Annotated in this window: 15 protein-coding genes and 1 other annotated feature (1 of these 16 running past the window's edge); of the genes, 13 read left to right on the plus strand and 2 right to left on the minus strand. The window is 38.8% G+C overall.

Annotated elements, in window-relative coordinates; genetic code table 11:
* Positions 1-58: a binding site (T-box leader), on the plus strand (it extends 159 nt beyond the left edge of the window).
* A gap of 44 nt (positions 59-102) precedes the next feature.
* The 10 genes from ACO5V7_RS04695 (at position 103) to ACO5V7_RS04740 (ending at position 10,194) form a co-directional block, all read left to right on the plus strand.
* Positions 103-909 (plus strand): transporter substrate-binding domain-containing protein, encoded by an 807-nt coding sequence (locus ACO5V7_RS04695; RefSeq protein ID WP_485485234.1) that lies wholly within the window; start codon positions 103-105, stop codon positions 907-909.
* Between the two features lie 15 nt (positions 910-924).
* A complete protein-coding gene (locus ACO5V7_RS04700; RefSeq protein WP_485485235.1) occupies positions 925-1,566 on the plus strand; it encodes an amino acid ABC transporter permease in 642 nt (213 codons plus the stop codon).
* Positions 1,559-2,284 (plus strand): amino acid ABC transporter ATP-binding protein, encoded by a 726-nt coding sequence (locus tag ACO5V7_RS04705; RefSeq protein WP_485485236.1) that lies wholly within the window; start codon positions 1,559-1,561, stop codon positions 2,282-2,284. The genes ACO5V7_RS04700 and ACO5V7_RS04705 overlap by 8 nt, the downstream gene beginning before the upstream one ends.
* Before the next feature lie 177 nt (positions 2,285-2,461).
* Positions 2,462-3,994, plus strand: coding sequence for a metal ABC transporter solute-binding protein, Zn/Mn family (locus ACO5V7_RS04710; RefSeq protein ID WP_485485237.1), 1,533 nt, complete (start codon positions 2,462-2,464; stop codon positions 3,992-3,994).
* Positions 3,995-4,723: 729 nt separating this feature from the next.
* Positions 4,724-5,566, plus strand: a complete 843-nt coding sequence (locus ACO5V7_RS04715; protein WP_485485238.1) for an AraC family transcriptional regulator — start codon at positions 4,724-4,726, stop codon at positions 5,564-5,566.
* A gap of 251 nt (positions 5,567-5,817) precedes the next feature.
* Positions 5,818-6,360, plus strand: a complete 543-nt coding sequence (locus tag ACO5V7_RS04720; protein WP_005607384.1) for a helix-turn-helix domain-containing protein — start codon at positions 5,818-5,820, stop codon at positions 6,358-6,360.
* 22 nt (positions 6,361-6,382) lie between these two features.
* Positions 6,383-7,489, plus strand: coding sequence for an ABC transporter ATP-binding protein (locus ACO5V7_RS04725; RefSeq protein ID WP_298650566.1), 1,107 nt, complete (start codon positions 6,383-6,385; stop codon positions 7,487-7,489).
* Complete coding sequence (locus tag ACO5V7_RS04730) at positions 7,482-8,294, plus strand: ABC transporter permease (protein ID WP_288295516.1); 813 nt, start codon at positions 7,482-7,484, stop codon at positions 8,292-8,294. The genes ACO5V7_RS04725 and ACO5V7_RS04730 overlap by 8 nt, the downstream gene beginning before the upstream one ends.
* The gene (locus ACO5V7_RS04735; protein ID WP_485485239.1) at positions 8,291-9,127 is read left to right on the plus strand and encodes an ABC transporter permease; all 837 of its coding nucleotides are present in this window, start codon (positions 8,291-8,293) and stop codon (positions 9,125-9,127) included. The genes ACO5V7_RS04730 and ACO5V7_RS04735 overlap by 4 nt, the downstream gene beginning before the upstream one ends.
* Complete coding sequence (locus ACO5V7_RS04740) at positions 9,124-10,194, plus strand: ABC transporter substrate-binding protein (RefSeq protein WP_485485240.1); 1,071 nt, start codon at positions 9,124-9,126, stop codon at positions 10,192-10,194. Before ACO5V7_RS04735 ends, ACO5V7_RS04740 begins: the two co-directional genes overlap by 4 nt.
* Before the next feature lie 690 nt (positions 10,195-10,884).
* On the opposite strand, the gene ACO5V7_RS04745 is transcribed toward ACO5V7_RS04740, so the two are convergent.
* Positions 10,885-12,372: a DUF1846 domain-containing protein gene (locus tag ACO5V7_RS04745; protein ID WP_485485241.1), complete on the minus strand. Its 1,488-nt coding sequence runs from the start codon at positions 12,370-12,372 to the stop codon at positions 10,885-10,887.
* Between the two features lie 160 nt (positions 12,373-12,532).
* On the opposite strand from ACO5V7_RS04745, the gene ACO5V7_RS04750 reads away from it, so the two are divergent.
* The gene (locus ACO5V7_RS04750) at positions 12,533-13,804 is read left to right on the plus strand and encodes an Mbeg1-like protein (protein ID WP_485485242.1); all 1,272 of its coding nucleotides are present in this window, start codon (positions 12,533-12,535) and stop codon (positions 13,802-13,804) included.
* A 128-nt stretch (positions 13,805-13,932) separates the two neighbouring features.
* Here the strand turns inward: ACO5V7_RS04750 and ACO5V7_RS04755 are convergent, their stop codons facing one another.
* Positions 13,933-15,123, minus strand: a complete 1,191-nt coding sequence (locus tag ACO5V7_RS04755; RefSeq protein WP_485485243.1) for a thiolase family protein — start codon at positions 15,121-15,123, stop codon at positions 13,933-13,935.
* Between the two features lie 229 nt (positions 15,124-15,352).
* On the opposite strand from ACO5V7_RS04755, the gene ACO5V7_RS04760 reads away from it, so the two are divergent.
* Together ACO5V7_RS04760 and ACO5V7_RS04765 are read left to right on the plus strand one after the other, a co-directional pair.
* Entirely contained in the window at positions 15,353-16,513 is a 1,161-nt protein-coding gene (locus ACO5V7_RS04760; protein WP_005607370.1) for a hydroxymethylglutaryl-CoA synthase, read from the plus strand.
* A 606-nt stretch (positions 16,514-17,119) separates the two neighbouring features.
* A partial coding sequence (locus ACO5V7_RS04765) for a 6TM ABC transporter family protein (protein ID WP_485485244.1) occupies positions 17,120-17,756 on the plus strand: 637 nt, incomplete at its 3' end.

The raw sequence follows: 17,756 nt of genomic DNA on the forward strand, positions 1-17,756 counted from the left end.
TCGGGAAGTAATTCCCCGTCAAATTTAGAGTGGTACCACGACAGACATCGTCTCTTATGCGTTTAGCATAAGGGGCGTTTTTATTTTATAAGGAGGTTTCAAATGAAGAAAATCATAGCGATGCTCATCGTGCTTGTCGGCTTCTTAGCAGCATGTACGAATCAACCAACAACAGAAAATAGTACAGGGTCGGTAGTGTTGGATAGAATTTATACTAAGAAGAAAATTGTGATTGGGACGACTGCAGATTATCCCCCTTTTGAATGGCATTATGTGAAAGATGGGAAAGATTCCGTAGTGGGAATTGATATCGATATTGCTAACGCTCTCGGGGAAGCTTTAGGAGTAGAAGTAGAAATTAGAGAAATGGAATTTAATTTCTTAATTGCAGCGATGAAAGCTGGAAAAGTAGATTTAGTTCTCGCTGGAATCACTCCTACTGAGGAGCGAAGTAAGGAAGTAGCGTTCTCTAATATTTACTATGATTCCCATATGGTCGCTGTTGTGAAGAAGACAGATGCGGATAAATATACAACAATCGATGCTTTCGATGGAGCAAATGTCGGAGCTCAAAAAGGGACTTCGCAAGAGGGAATCGTGAAGGATACATTAACGGGTGCCAATTTGACCTCTCAACCAAAGAATCCTACTTTGATTTTAGCACTTCAACAAGGAAAACTAGATGCCGTGATTATGGATAATATTGCGGCTGATGAATTTGTGAAAGCGAATAGTGACTTGACAGTGGCTTCTGTTGAGATTCCAAGTGAAGATGCGGGAACTGCGGCAGTCGCACAAAAAGGGAATGAAGTCTTCCTTAAAAAAGTTCAAGAAGTACTCGATGCATTGGAAGCCTCAGGGAAACTGAAAGAATCTATTATCCGCAATACGAATTTAATGTCTGAATAGAAAGAAGGAAAAAGAATGGAATTAATCATTAAATATTGGCCTCTGTTTATAGAAGGGGTTACAACAACGATTTTGCTATCGTTTTTCTCAGTCGTAGTCGGGGTTGGCTGTGGGACTCTAATGGCTCTTGCTCGTTTGAGTTCTCATAAGGTTTTATCGAATGCAGCGAAAGTGTACATTGATATTATTCGTGGAACTCCTCTATTGGTCCAATTGTACTTAGTCTATTTTGGACTAGCGACTGTGCTTGATTTAAATGATTTCTTATCAGGAGTCATCGCGGTATCTGTAAATACGACAGCTTATATCGCGGAGATTATTCGTAGTGGGATTCAATCAGTGGATAAAGGGCAAATGGAAGCCGCTCGTTCCATGGGAATGCCAAAAGGAATGGCAATGCGCCAAATTATCTTGCCACAAGCGATGAAGAATATTTTACCAGCCATCGGGAATGAATTTGCAACCTTAATTAAAGAAACCTCCATCGTATCTCTAATCGGTATTCACGATTTGATGTATAGCTCGGATACGGTTCGTGGGGCAACCTTTACGGTGTTCATCCCATTATTAATGACGGCGTTCTTATACTTCGTCATGACAACGACGATAGCATTCTTTATGGACAAATTAGAAAGGAAGTTACAAGCCAGTGATTAGAACAGAATCGATTAAAAAACAATATGGTGACAAGCAAGTCTTAAATGGGATTACAACTCATGTTGAACAAGGAGAAGTGCTCGTGATTATCGGTCCTTCTGGATCAGGAAAATCAACTTTCTTACGTTGCCTAAACTTATTAGAAGAGCCCACTAGCGGGAAGGTGTTCTTCAAAGATCAATGCATTAATGAAAAAGGGGTGGACCTCGATAGCGTGCGTCAACACCTAGGAATGGTCTTCCAGCATTTCAATTTATTCCCGCATTTAACCGTATTAGAAAATATCACGATTGGACCCATCCAATTGAAGAAAGTCGACAAAGCAGTCGCAGAACAAAAAGCGCACGAGCTTCTGGAGAAAATGGGCCTAGCCGATAAAGCGGATGTGTATCCGAACTCCTTATCTGGGGGACAAAAACAAAGAATCGCAATCGCACGTTCGCTTGCGATGGAACCCGATGTGCTCTTATTCGATGAGCCTACTTCAGCGCTAGACCCAGAGATGGTTGGTGAAGTACTCAACGTGATGAAGGAACTCGCGGCAGGAGGTATGACCATGGTTGTCGTGACACACGAAATGGGATTTGCCCGTGAAGTTGGAACGCGTCTAATCTTCATGGACGGTGGTGTGATTGTAGAAGAAGGCCATCCAAAAGAGGTCCTAGAACATCCACAAATGGAACGGACACAATCGTTCTTATCGAAAGTATTAATCTAATAGAAGAGAAGTCTTATCTGCGATGATGCGAATAAGGCTTTTTTACTGAAAAAGACTCCATCCCAACCGAAGATGTTTCCATTATGTTTTCAGAAAAAATTCTTGCAAAGAGAATTAGAAGGTGCTACAATACAAAACGTAAGAATTACGATTTAAGAAAAGGAGACAGAAACTATCATGAAAAAAACGACCTTTATTGGATTTTTGATGTTGTTTTTACTTGTTGTGGCAGGATGCGTTACGAACAATTCAAACACTTCAAGTACTCAGACCAAACAAGGAAAACTAAAAATTTCAACAACGTTTTATCCAATCTATGACTTTACAAAAAATATCGTTGGGGATGAAGCAGACGTATCTCTAGTAATTGGAGCAGGAGTGGAGCCTCATGATTACGAGCCTTCTGCAAAAGAAATTGCGAAAATGAGTGAAGCGGATGCGCTAGTTTATGATAGTGAATATATGGAAACATGGATTCCTACCGTATTAAAGACACTCTCTGATAGTAAAGTAAAACCAATTAGTGCAACAAAAGATATGGTATTACTACCAGGTGGAGAGGAAGAAGAACATGATCATGACCATTCGGAAGAAGGCCATAGTCATGAATATGATCCGCATGTGTGGTTATCTCCAGAACGCGCAATTAAAATGGTTCAATCTATTACAAAACAATTAGTCGAAGCTTTCCCAGATCGTAAAGAAGTATTTGAAAAGAATGCCAATGCGTATATTGAAAAATTAACAACATTGCATAATGACTACACAAATGCATTTAAAGATGCGAAACAAAAGAATTTTGTGACACAACATACGGCGTTCCGTTATTTAGCGTTAGATTACAATCTAAACCAAGTCGGAATTACAGGAATTTCACCTGAGGCTGAACCAAGTGCTTCACGCCTTGCAGAATTAACAAAATATGTAAAAGAAAATGACATTAAAGTAATTTACTTCGAAGAGAATGCATCTGAGAAAATTGCGAAAACTTTAGCCGATGAAACAGGTGTCGAGCTTGCGGTCTTAAATCCAATTGAGTCTCTTACAAAAGAGCAAATGGATAAAGGCGAAGACTATATTTCAGTAATGCGCGAAAATCTTACAGCATTGAAGAAAACAACAGATCAACCAGGAAAAGACATCCAACCTGAAAAAACAACAGATAACAAGACGGTTCATAATGGATACTTTGAAGATAGTACCGTGAAAGATCGTACTTTATCGGATTATACAGGGGAATGGCAATCTGTCTATCCTTATTTAGTCGATGGAACTTTAGATCAAGTCTTTGATTATAAAGCAAAATTGAAAAAGACAATGACGAAAGAAGAATTCAAAGACTACTATACTAAGGGATATAAATCAGATATCACGAATATCAATATCACTGATAAAACAATGGAATTCAAAAAAGAAGATGGAACAACGGTGAAAGCCGAATATAAATATGTTGGCTATAAAATTCTTACTTATAAAAAAGGAAATCGTGGTGTTCGTTTCTTATTTGAAGCAGTAACACCAGTAGAAGGTGCACCAAAATATGTTCAGTTTAGTGACCATAACATCGCTCCAGTAAAAGCTGAACACTTCCACATCTTTATGGGCAATGAAAGCCAAGAAAAACTTTTAGAAGAAATGGATAACTGGCCAACATACTACCCAACAAAACTAAGCGGATTAGAAATCGCACAAGAAATGGTTGCGCATTAAAAACAGGATACGAAGAAAAGCGTTTAGAAACGAATCACTGGAGACAAACAACGTAAAGGACTCGGAACGAGTCGTGCGTATGTTTGTCGAAGTGGACGTCGTTTCTGCTTTTCTGAGTTCAACTAGAACCAGGATGTGAGTCTTCGCGGTTAGAAATCGACCACTGGACCAAACCAACGCAAGCATCGTAAAAACGATGTGCGTATGGTTTGGGAAGTGGACGCGATTTCTGCGAAGACGAACTCAACTACAACCAGGATGTGAGCAATCGCATTCAGAAATGGAACGTTGGACCGGAACACCGGAAGGAACGTGAAACGTTCTGCGGATGTTTCGGGAAACGCACGCCATTTCTGCGATTGCGAGCTCAACTTCAGGATGTGAGGGCAAGTGGTCAGCTTTCGACCCTTTACCGAAATTAACGCAAGGGTCCGATAAGGACGTGCGGATAATTATCGGAAAGGAACGCGAAAGCTACGAGCCCGAACTCAACTCTACAGCATACACGGGTGAGTGGTCGCACCCAAGTTTAACTTCATCAAAACCAAAAGGGATTCGCCAAGCGAATCCCTTTTGGTTTATACAGAATCCATACTATTTTTCGGTTCAATGATTTAGTATAATATGGTTGAAAATAATAGAAGTAACAAATTCAGTGATAGTTTGTACAAAAAATATAGGGTATCTTTAAAAAGAAAGGCTTAAAATAATGTTGAAGGAGGAATGAAGATGAATATGATGCATTCTTTTAATCGAACCATTGATTATCTTGAGACCGTTCTAGAAGAGGATATTGATGAAAGAAAAATTTTAACCTTATCTGGATACTCGTATCCAATGTTTAGCCGGCTATTTTCAATCTTAACGCAGACCACGCTCTCTGATTATCTCAGAAGTAGGAGATTAACAGAAGCTGCGATTGTGTTACGAGATTCTAATGAGAAAATAATAGATATTGCATTTAGATTTGGTTATGAAACTTCAGACTCATTTGGAGCGGCATTCAAGAATTTTCATGGATTTTCTCCTTCAGAAGTACGACATGGGAAACCATTCAAAATTGTTTCACGATTGCAATTGGCATTGAGTGTCAAAGGAGGAAGAAGTATGAATATCAAGATAGAAAACAAAAAAGCCTTTACGGTGGCAGGTCTGAATAAACAAAACATCAATTCATCGCTTTGCCCAAGTGTATGGGGAGAGTTCTATTCAAGATACTCTCATGAACAATTAGCTAAGATTGGAACTGGAGAGAGTGTAGGAATGTGTCATGATGTTCAAGATTCAAGTGAGATAAATTATTTAGCGGGATATGTGATTACAGATTCAAAAAAAGCACAGGATCTTGGTCTCGACATAATGGAGGTTCCCGAAGCAGAGTATGCGATTATTGAACTAGCAGGTCCGGTTCCAGAGTGTATTCATCAAGGATGGAAATACGCAATGGAGGTCTTTATGCCTGAGCACGGTTATATGCATTCGGGAGCTCCAGACTTTGAATATTATTATGAAGGGGATATGTCGAGTCCTGATTATAAAATGGAATTGTGGATTCCAATTGTAAAAGCTTAAAATGAATAAAAATAAAAAAATCAAAATTAACTTTTAAGTTAATTTTGATTTTTTTATTTTCTATCCAATTATCATATATGATAATTGGGCTCTTTATCTCCCCTAATAAATATCAGTCAAAATAGCAATCTTAAGTTAAATAAAACTTCTAAAAAAATCTGTTTTTTTCAGGTTCTTTCGGTTGACTATTACTAAACTTAATGTATAATACTCTTTGTGTTAGTAAACAATTAGTTTAAAAGGAGAAGACAATGGAAATCGGACATCAACTGCGTGCCTTGCGAATTCAAAAGGGTTTAACGCAAGAAGAGTTAGCGGAGAGAACAGATTTGTCAAAAGGATATATTTCGCAATTAGAAAATGATTTGAGCTCGCCATCCATGGATACATTCTTCGATATTTTAGAAGTATTAGGATGTCCTGCTGCAGATTTTTTTGATGAAGGTCCTGAAGAAGCACTCACGATTTACCGTGAGGAAGATATGACGATGATGGAAGATGCTAAACACCATACTACGGTGACATGGCTCAACCCAGATTCAAATGAGCATGAGATGGAACCCGTGATTCTGGAGTTTCAAGTTGGGGGAGCGTATAAAACATTCCAACCTTCACTGTCAGAGACATTTGGGTATGTACTTGAAGGTTCCATTCAAGTCAAAGTCGGAAAACAAGTCGAAATAGTTTCTAAGGGAGAATCGTTCTATTTCGAGGCGAAAGCCAAACATCAAATTAGTAATGCCGGTAAAACGACTTCTAAAGTGTTAGTCGTGGCAACAGATTCCTATTTATAATAAAGAAAGTTAGGTGCTAGCAATGTCAAACAATACCATTATCTCATTTGAGAATGTGAACAAATTTTATGAGGATACTCATGTATTAAAAAATATTAATTTCGAAATCGAAAAAGGAAAATTCTATACATTACTAGGGCCTTCAGGATGCGGTAAGACAACAATCTTACGTATCATTGCTGGATTTACAGATGTATCAAACGGAAAAGTGACTTTAAACGGGGAAGACGTTACTAACCTTCCACCAAATAAACGTAAAGTGAACACTGTGTTCCAAGACTACGCATTATTCCCACATATGAATGTGTTCGAAAATATCGCGTTTGGATTACGCTTAAAGAAAACACCAGAAAACATCATTAAAGAAAAAGTGGCAGACGCTCTAAAGATGGTGCAATTATCAGGATATGAAAACCGTGAAATCTCACAAATGTCTGGTGGACAACAACAACGTGTGGCTATCGCCCGAGCGCTTGTCAATGAACCAGAAGTGCTACTACTCGATGAACCATTATCAGCGTTAGACTTAAAACTTCGTACAGACATGCAATATGAACTTCGTGAATTGCAACAACGTCTAGGCATCACATTTATCTTCGTAACGCATGACCAAGAAGAAGCGTTAGCGATGAGTGATGAAATTTTCGTTATGAGTAAAGGGGAAGTCATTCAATCAGGAACGCCAGTAGATATTTACGATGAGCCAATCAACCGCTTCGTTGCGGACTTCATTGGTGAAAGTAATATCGTTGATGGAATCATGAAGGAAGACTATCTTGTAGAATTCGTTGGAAAAGAATTTGAGTGTGCCGATGCCGGAATGCGTCCAAACGAAAAAGTTGAAATCGTGATTCGCCCAGAAGATTTAGCGTTAACAACAATTGAAAAAGGAAAATTAATCGTTGAAGTAGATACTCAGTTATTCCGTGGGGTTCACTACGAAATCATCTGCTATGACGAAAATGGCAATGAATGGATGATTCACTCCACTCGTAAAGCAGAAGTAGGATCAAAAGTGGGCTTATACTTCGAACCACACGACATCCACGTAATGCGTTTTGGAGAAAGTGAAGAAGACTTCGATGCTCGTCTAGAAAGCTACGAAGACGAGGTAGAAGAAAATGACTAAACAATCTCGTTTCTTATTTTCCATTCCATACTTTATTTGGTTGTTATTATTCGTAGTAACACCGCTTGGAATGATTTTTTATAAATCATTCTTCGACATCAATGGACAAGTAACCGTTGGAAATTATACAAACTATTTTGCGTCAGGAAACTACTTAGAAATGACCTTCAATTCTGTTTGGTATGCATTTCTAGTCACTCTAGTGACATTGCTAATTAGTTATCCAACAGCGCTATTCCTTAGTCGTACAAAACATAAACAATTATGGCTCTTATTAATTATTTTGCCAACATGGGTTAACCTTTTATTAAAAGCCTATGCATTTATTGGAATCTTTAGTCAAACAGGAACGGTTAACCAATTCCTTTCCTTATTTGGAATTGCACCACAAGAATTCTTGTTTACAGACTTCAGTTTCTTAACGGTAGCAGCGTATATCGAGTTACCATTTATGATTTTGCCAATCTTCAACTCTATTGAAGAATTACCAGGCTCTCTGATTGCGGCAAGCCGTGACTTAGGTGCGACGAAATGGGATACCTTTAGACGTGTTATTTTCCCATTAACAATGAATGGGGTTCGTAGTGGAGTACAAGCGGTATTTATTCCATCGCTCTCACTCTTCATGTTGACTCGTTTAATTGGAGGAAACCGCGTCATTACACTGGGTACAGCCGTTGAGCAACACTTCCTTGTAACGCAAAACTGGGGAATGGGTTCAACCATCGGTGTGGTATTAATCGTGGCGATGATTATTTTAATGTTTGTTACAAGAGATCGTAAGAAAGGAGGCGTATCTGAATGAAATTAGAAAATAATAACAAGTGGAGTAATCTCTACTTAGTGTTTGTATTTGTCGTCTTATATGCGCCTATTTTTTACTTGATTTTTTACTCCTTTAACAGTGCTGGAAGCATGAATGGTTTTGAAGAGTTCACTTTCAAGCATTATGAAGCAGTTCTAGCAGATACGCGTTTAATCGGGATTGTGCTGGATACACTGATTCTTGCGCTACTATCATCACTCATCGCGACTGTGATTGGGACACTTGGAGCCATTATGATCCATTACATCCGTTCAAACCGTCGCAAGCAAGTCCTATTAGGGTTTAACAATATTTTGATGGTGTCACCAGACGTTATCATCGGGGCAAGTTTATTGATTCTATTCACAGTTGTAGGATTTAAACTCGGCTTTATGTCTGTATTACTTGCGCATATCGCGTTTAATATTCCAATTGTCGTGTTAATGGTTTTACCAAAATTATCTGAAATGAATCCATCAATGATTACAGCGGCTCGTGACTTAGGAGCAACAAGTTCTCAAGTGTTAACACGCATCATGTTGCCATCAATTACACCAGGAATTCTAAGTGGATTCTTTATGGCCTTTACGTATTCGCTAGATGACTTTGCGGTGACATTCTTCGTAACGGGGAATGGATTCTCAACGATTGCCGTTGAAATCTACTCACGTGCACGTCAAGGGATTAGTTTAGAAATCAATGCCTTAAGTACATTGATGTTCCTATTCTCCCTATCCCTTGTAATTGGCTATTACTTTATTCAAAAGTTCCAACAAAAACGATTCAATGGGAAGAATGTGGAGAGTGACTTATTGAAAGGAGTCACATTATGAAGCGACTAACGATTTTAATCGGGGCGATTTTAGTTTCTTGCCTAGTGCTGTTTGGAGTTCGTAAAAACTTTGAAACGGCAACAGCTGGTAGCCCCGAAACAATTATCGTTTATAACTGGGGAGACTATATTGATCCAGAGTTGATTGCTCAATTCGAAGAGGAAACTGGATATAAAGTCATCTATGAAACCTTTGATTCGAACGAAGCCATGTTAACCAAGATTAAGCAAGGCGGAACAAATTATGATGTCGCTATTCCAAGTGAATATACGATTCATAAAATGGTCCAAGAAAATCTATTAGAGAAATTAGACTATTCGAAAATAAAAGGCATCGAACATATTGATCCACGTTTCCTACATCAGTCTTTTGACCCTGAAAATTCGTATAGTATTCCTTATTTCTGGGGAACTCTAGGAATTGTATACAATAAAAATGTCTATCCCGAAGGAACCATTAGTGAGTGGAGAGATTTATGGAAGGAAGAATTTAAAGATTCGATCTTATTCATTGATGGCGCTCGTGAAATGATGGGAATCGCGCTACAAACACAAGGGTACTCCTTAAACGAAAAAGATGAAACCATTGTGAAAGAGGCAGGTAAGTTCTTGAAGACGTTAATGCCAAATGCGAAAGCCATTATTGCGGATGAAATGAAGACGTATATGATTCAAGAAGAAGCAAATATTGCAGTGACGTTCTCAGGAGAGGCATCAAAAATGATGAGCGAAAACGAAAACCTCGCCTACGTAGTTGCAAGCGAAGGAACGAATTTATGGTTTGATAATATTGTCATTCCAAAAACAGTGGGCAATAAGGAAGGCGCCTATGAGTTTATTAACTTCATGTTGCGTCCAGAGGTGGCGGCTAAAAATGCGAAATATGTAGGATATGCCACTCCAAATAAAGATGCGCTAGCATTATTGCCGGAAGATATTACTTCGGATGAGAGTTTTTATCCGACGGAAGAGGCGATGAGTAAGATGGAGGTTTACGAAAACTTAGGAACCGACCTATTAGGCCTTTACAACGATCTCTTCTTAGAAGCCAAAATCTTTAGAAACTAAGAAAAGTCGAGACACGCTCTCGACTTTTTTTGTGCATAAAAATAAAGAATGATGAAAAAAGGAACTTCAATCCTTTGAAATTCTTGTGCAGGAATAAAAGAAGAGAAATTGGAATAGAGTTCAATTCGCCTTTAAATTCTACGGATTTCTTCATAGTAGTGATAGTGGCTGTACCGTGTTGAGCCTTTAGTCTCAACGACTACCGAGCTTCAAGTTTGTCTTTATCAATTAATAAACTTTATTGATTTTGACGCAGTAGACAAATGGATTGACCGTTACTGGCAAGCAGTTTGGTCAATCCTATTTGTCCTTGCGGGGGTAAGACGACGAAGAAACAGAAGTGCATTGTTTCTTCTGTCTTACTCCCATTTCACATCGGTTACAACCGCCACTATTCCTACTATAGAATCCGTGAATTTGAGGCTCATTGGGAGAATAGAATCCAATCCCCTCTTTTATTTTGACGAATTTCAATGGAACGAAGGTTTTTATGAAAAAGAGAGAGTGTGCGGAATTTTAGGATTCCACTTCTGAAAAGAGGAGTTGGAAAGGCTAATAGGTCGTATGGACGGCTAGGGGAAGTGGAGTGCGCTGGGACAGTTAAAGAAACAGGGGGAAGTGCTGGGAAGGGTTCTAGGATTATGATTGTGCCAATAAAAAAGTCCTCGTCCAAATGAACGAGGGCTTAGGTTAGTTTGTGTAATAAAGATTGGTGCCGGCGAATTTTGGTTCGCTAGTGACCATAACTCCGAGGTTTCGGAAGGTTTCTTCGTCAGCTTTTTGTAAGATGACCGTGCTATGCGCTTGTAAGTTACGTAAGTTTTGTAATTGATTTTTTGCAGCTTCTGCAGCAGGATTGGTTACTGCAGAAATGCTTAATGCAATGAGCACTTCTTTACTGTCTAGAGAACGGCGTTGGTGTTTGAGGATGTCTTGACCTAGTTGTCCAATAGCGTTTAAAATCACTGGAGGTAGGAGATGGATAGAGTCTCCGATTTCTGCAAGCTCTTTAATACAGTTGAGTAAGCAAGCCGCGCTAGCCGTCATCGTGTCCGTTTGTCTACCTGTGATGATTTTTCCAGTTGGTAATTGGAGTGAAACGACAGGAGTGTTGACTTCTTTTTCTTTTCCGAGGGCAACGGCTACGACTGGTCGATCCTTTGCAGAAAGACCACATTCTTCCATAATATATTTACCACGCTGAGCCGCTTCTAAAGTTCCGATACCGCGTTTGTAGTCACATTGACCTGCATAGTAACGGCGGATGATTTCTTGGTTAGAAGCTTCGCTAACGACTTCATCATCAGTGATAGCAAATCCAACACGGTTCACGCCCATATCTGTAGGAGAGTTGTAAGGAATTGGAGCGTCACCATAAATCTTTGTCAAGATACGACGTAATAGAGGGAATGCTTCAATATCTCGGTTGTAGTTTACTGTTGTTTCTCCGTAATGCGCAAGGTGGAAAGTATCAATCATATTGACATCTTCTAAGTCAGCAGTGGCTGCTTCATACGCCACGTTAACAGGATGGTTGAGCGGTAAATTCCATACAGGGAATGTTTCGAATTTAGAGTATCCTGCACGGCGACCACGTTTGGTTTCGTGATATAGTTGGCTTAAGCAAGTTGCTAGTTTTCCACTGTTAGCACCAGGAGCTGTTACGACAACTAGAGGACGTGTTGTTTCGATAAATTCATTTGCGCCATATCCTGCGTCACTCACGATGGTTTCCACGTCCATTGGATACCCTTCTGTGTAACCATGCGTATACACTTTGATACCACGTCGCTCGAGGGAATTTTTAAATTGAGTAGCAGCAGGTTGCCCTGTGTATCGTGTGATGAGGACACTATTGATTTTGAGGTCCCAATAGTGTAGGTCGTCCATTAAGCGGAGAACATCTTGATCATAAGTGATTCCAAGGTCACCGCGAACTTTGTTTTGTTCAATATCACCGGCATATACACAGATGATAATCTCTGCTTTGTCTCTTAGGCGGTGGAGTAATTTGATTTTTCCGTCTGGGTCAAATCCAGGTAATACTCGCATTGCATGGAAATCACCGATTAGTTTTCCCCCAAATTCTAAATATAATTTGTCATAAGCATTCACTCGCTGAAGAATGAACTGACTTTGTTCTTCTAGATATTTCTCACTATCAAAACCTAATTTCATACGACAACCCCCTTCAATTCATTTCAGTAGTATAGCATAAAAAGGAGGGAAAATTCTATAGTAAATCAACAAAAAAAGCCTATAGGAAAAAGAGTTGCAAGAGGTATAAGGGCGGAGTAAAATAGTATTGGACTCACTCAAATTAATGGAGGACGATTCAATGAAAAATATGATGAATTATGTACAAGAGTTTGGAAAGGACACGTTTGATGAGAGACCTTTCTCTGAAATTGACGCCCTTGTCTTAACGGAATTAGGATATTCACCTCTAGAAGAAATCGTTTCTTCAGATATGAGTGGAAAAGAATTTTCAACGGTTGAAGAGATTGCTCACTATATGGGGGAAAATTCGGAGAGATTATTGAGAGATAATCCGATGATGATTACGCAAGAAAGAGTCGATTTAACTCAGGAAATTGGAAAAGCAAAACGATATCAATCCCTTAAGTTTTTTGGGATGAAGAGCGAAGTGGACTCAGATATTACAAAACAATTTGCCGCATTTACAGTGGAGATAAACCCCAACGTGCGCATCGTGATTTATCGTGGAACAGATGAAACGCTGATTGGTTGGAAAGAAGACTTTATGATGACGTATTCTCCAGTGATTCCAGCGCACAAAGATGCCAAGGAATATTTGGAGCAACAGGCGAAGTTGTTCGATGGGGAAATCCTCTTGTCAGGACATTCAAAAGGAGGAAATCTAGCCTTATACGCTGCCTCTACCCAAGAGAAAGAAGTTCAATCGAGATTGGGGAAAATCTTCTGTTTTGATTCTCCAGGATTACACCGTTCAATTTTAGAAACGGAAGGCTATCACGCAGTGGTTCCGTTAGCGATGCGTTACATTCCTCAAGATGCGTTAGTAGGATTGCTTTTGGAATCTGAAATTCCTTATGTCATCGTCAAAAGTAATGCCTTTGCTGCTCTACAACATAGCGCTTTGACATGGGAAATTGAAAATGGACAATTTGTAACGATGGATCAGCTGACAAAAAACAGTCAATTAAATGACCAAACGTTTAAAAAATGGACTGAAGAAGTGAGTGATGAAGAACTAGAACTGTTCTGGGACGTGTTCTTCGAGCTTCTTTTTACGATTGGATTAGATACGATTAATGATGTGTTTGGCAAATTTATGCATTATGTTCAAGAGTTCTTCAAAGCTGCAGGGCAAATGGATGAAGAAAAACGTGAACTACTCACTCGAGTAGCCTTGCTTTTACTACAGACTCGCTTCGATGTATGGAGAGCTTCCATTAGTTTTGCGGATACATTTAACGTCGAATTTCCAAGCTGGGATGATATTTTAACGAGCATTCATTGGAAAAAAGAAGGAATTTCGATTAAATATCAGGCAAGCCAGGAGAATGAAGAGATTCGAGAATACTATCAACAGCGACACGAACAAAAGAAACACGAAGAGAAATAAAGTTACAGCTTTACTTCGAATCTTTAAATTGATTTCTTTTCTTCGTTCTTCCAAGGAAAAAAAGAAGAGAAAGAGAGTTGCCCAAAATTCACTTATAAGTGAATTTTGGGCAGCTCTCTTTGTTTCTATTATTTTTCGCGTTCAATTGCGATGGCAACGCCCATTCCGCCACCCACACAAAGTGAAGCAACGCCGAGTTTACCATCTAATTGATTTAGAGCATTGATCAGTGTGACAACAATACGTGTGCCAGAAGCACCGATTGGATGTCCTAGTGCAATCGCCCCACCAAATGGATTTACTTTTTCGGTTGGGATTTTCAAGTCTTTAATGACGGCCATACTTTGTGCCGCAAAGGCTTCGTTCAGTTCGAAGATATCCACTTTTTCAAGAGGAATACGGGTGCGTGCTACTAATTTTTCAATCGCTGGAATAGGTCCAACCCCCATGATTGCAGGATCCACACCTGCTTCTGCATATCCTTTTAGAGTTGCTAGAATAGGTAGATTCAATTCTTTTGCATATTCGCGAGTGGTCATAATGACACAAGCGGCTCCATCATTGATTCCTGAAGAGTTTCCAGCAGTGACCACTCCATCTTTTTTGAAGGATGGTTTTAGTCCTGCAAGAATCTCTAATGTCGTATTGCCGCGAATCGATTCGTCCGTTGTTTTTAAGTCCTCAGATTTTGTCTTGCGATTGAAGACTGCGACTGGAGTGATTTCCTTCTGGAAACGTCCTTCTGCTTGTGCTTTAGCGGCTTTTTGTTGAGAAGCCACAGCGAAAGCGTCTTGTTCTTCACGTGTAAATCCGTATTTTTCAACGATGTTTTCAGCGGTAATCCCCATCGCGTCCATTGAATAGGCGTCTGTTAACCCATCATTAAATAATGAATCGACTAAAGTAACCGGTCCGTTTTTTGGAGCAAACCGTTGTTGTAATAAATGAGGTGCTAAACTCATATTTTCCATACCACCAGCTAAGACGATTTTAGCATCTCCTAGTCGAAGGGATTGCGCTGCAAGAATAATGGCTTTTAACCCAGAACCACAAACTTCATTGACCGTTAAGGCTGTACTAGAATGGAGTAGACCAGCTTTTAATCCTACTTGTCGAGCAGGGTTTTGGCCAAGTCCAGCTTGTAAAACATTTCCGAAAATCACTGTATCAATTTGGTCGGGAGATAATTTGGCTTTTTGGATTGCGGATTTTGCTACCGCTGTTCCTAATTCAATCGCAGAGGTTGTAGCAAATTGACCTCCGAATTTACCAATGGCAGTCCGTGTGGCACTGACAATGACAATATCATTTCCGTTCATATCTTTGATTCCTTTCTATAGTAGATTCACTTTCATCTCCTCTATTTTATAAGATTTTGCCTCTAAACCCTAATTTTTAATCGTTCTAAATAGTAAAGAATTGTTTAAATTATAGAACAAATAGTAAATTCAATTGTCCAGACGGCAATTTTTTGCTAGTATAGTTGTTGCTAAGAAAGAACAGGAAGACTAACATGTGGTTAGGGCTTTTTTGTAAAGGAGAACAACAATGAATATAGGAATAGATAAGATTGGCTTTTTTGTTCCGCCAACTGCACTGGATATGGAAACATTGGCAGTTGCACGTGGAGTAGAGCCAGCTAAATACACGATTGGCATTGGACAGTCTACAATGGCAGTAGCTCCCGTTACACAAGATATCGTGACTTTAGCCGCAAATGCAGCTTTATCGATTATTGATGATGCTGACCGCGAATCTATTGATATGATTTTATTTGGAACAGAAACAGGAATTGATCAATCAAAATCAGCTGCAGTCTATATGCAACGGATGTTAGGATTATCTAATCGTGTTCGAAGCGTAGAATTAAAGCACGCTTGTTATGGGGCAACAGCAGCCCTTCAATTAGCAAAAGGGCATATCGCATTAAACCCTTCATCAAAAGTATTGGTCATTGCTAGTGATATCGCTAAATATGGATTAAATTCTGGTGGAGAACCTACTCAAGGAGCTGGTGCGGTAGCCATGGTTGTTTCTGAGTCGCCACGTTTATTAGTCTTAGACAATGAAACAAGCTTGTTTACGGATGACGTAATGGACTTTTGGAGACCGAACTATGAAGCCTATCCATTAGTAGATGGTCAATTTTCAAATGAACAATACATCCGTTTCTTCTCTGAAGTGTGGAAGAACTATCAAGAAAAGACTCATTGCGAGTTTTCGGACTTCGAGGCCATTTGCTTCCACTTACCGTATACGAAGATGGGGATGAAAGCTTTCAAACCGTTCTTAGAAGAAATGAGCGAAGAAGAAAGAGAACGTTTCACGGCAAGATACCAAGAAGCGTCTATTTATAACCGCCATGTCGGAAATATTTATACAGGATCATTATTCCTAAGTTTTATTTCGTTATTAGAAAACAGTTCTGTACTAGTAGCTGGAGACCGCATCGGATTCTTTAGTTATGGTTCAGGAGCAGTTGGGGAATTCTTTGCTGGGGAATTAGTTGAAGGATTCGAAAATCAATTGCATATTGCGGAACATAAGGCTTTGCTTGAAAACCGTAAAATGTTAACCGTTGAAGAATACGAAGAAATCTTTATGGAAGTTGTCGATTCTAGCGGTGAACAAACTTTCACACGTGAAGACAATAGCCCAGTGACACTCACAGGAGTTAAAAATCACGAAAGACAATATACTATAAAATAATCAAACAACCGACCGTAGCCTCCAGGGTTACGGTTTTTTATTGAGTGAAAGACTGCAAAAATAAAAATGTAACATATATGCTACAGTAGCATATATGTTACATTTCGAATTTTAAAATTAAAAGTAAACTATAAACGTTGAAATGATGAGGTTTTTAGCGGTATAGTCAATAACATGGTTTTGGTTCAAAAGTACGAATGTCGAAAATCATAGTAAAAATTCCGAGAGAAAATCAAAAAATTTTTTTCAGTTGCTTCTCGATTTGAAACACCAAAAAGCTTCAAAAAGAGCGGTGGTATGCACTTTCTAACACCTTTCACAGATCCATTCAAAATGAAGGACGCAACACTTTTCTTCATTTTTTATAAGGAGGTTGAATAAAATACACAAAAAGTGATACCGAAGAGAGTTGCGGATTTTATAATCGCAGTAATAGAGCTTTTTTTGGATAAAAATAGGGATAGATTAGGCTTTCTAAGAAAAAATCTTTGCTAAATATAACTTGGAATCATTGCTAAAAATAGATGTACAAAGTTTTTAACTATTTGCTATAATTAATATCGTAATAGAAGCTGTGTAGGAAGGAATGTAAACGATATGGGATATATGAAGAAGATATTAGGTTGGTTACCAAGGAAATACCTATTATTAATAGCAATTGGTATGTCTTTAACTGCTTTAGATGGTATTATTATCCCTTCTTTTATTTCTGGATTAATTGATGTTTCGGCGACTCAAAAGGTTGAGGATTTAGTAAAAATTTCAATGATAGGTATTCTCAGCTTTTCCCTAATTCGTCTGGGATTATTCATATGGGAAGATTCGCAACAAAAAATGATAAAGCAAGTAACTCTATCCCTTAAAGAAAAAGTTATTACAGCATTCTTTTATGGAAAGTTTAATCAACAGGAAGTAGAGTCAATCGTGCTTAATGAATTAAAACTATTAGAAGAACAAGGAATCAAGTCCATCATGGGATTTTTCTATTGCCTTGTATTTGCGTTGGTCACTTTGTTATATGTGTCCGCTATAGATTTAAAGCTGGCAGCTCTCTTTATAACGTTGTCGTTCCTACCAATATTAGTGCCAAAATTATTTGCGAAATCTATTCGAAAGCATTCAAAGGAATGGGCTGAAGTGAACCAATTAAGTATCTTGCAACAACAAGAATATTTGAAAAATAAGCTGATTATTAAAAACTTTTTTGTAGAAAAAATCTTTTTGAATAAGTTGATGGGAACGT

The sequence above is a fragment of the Granulicatella sp. genome, assembly GCF_057274575.1.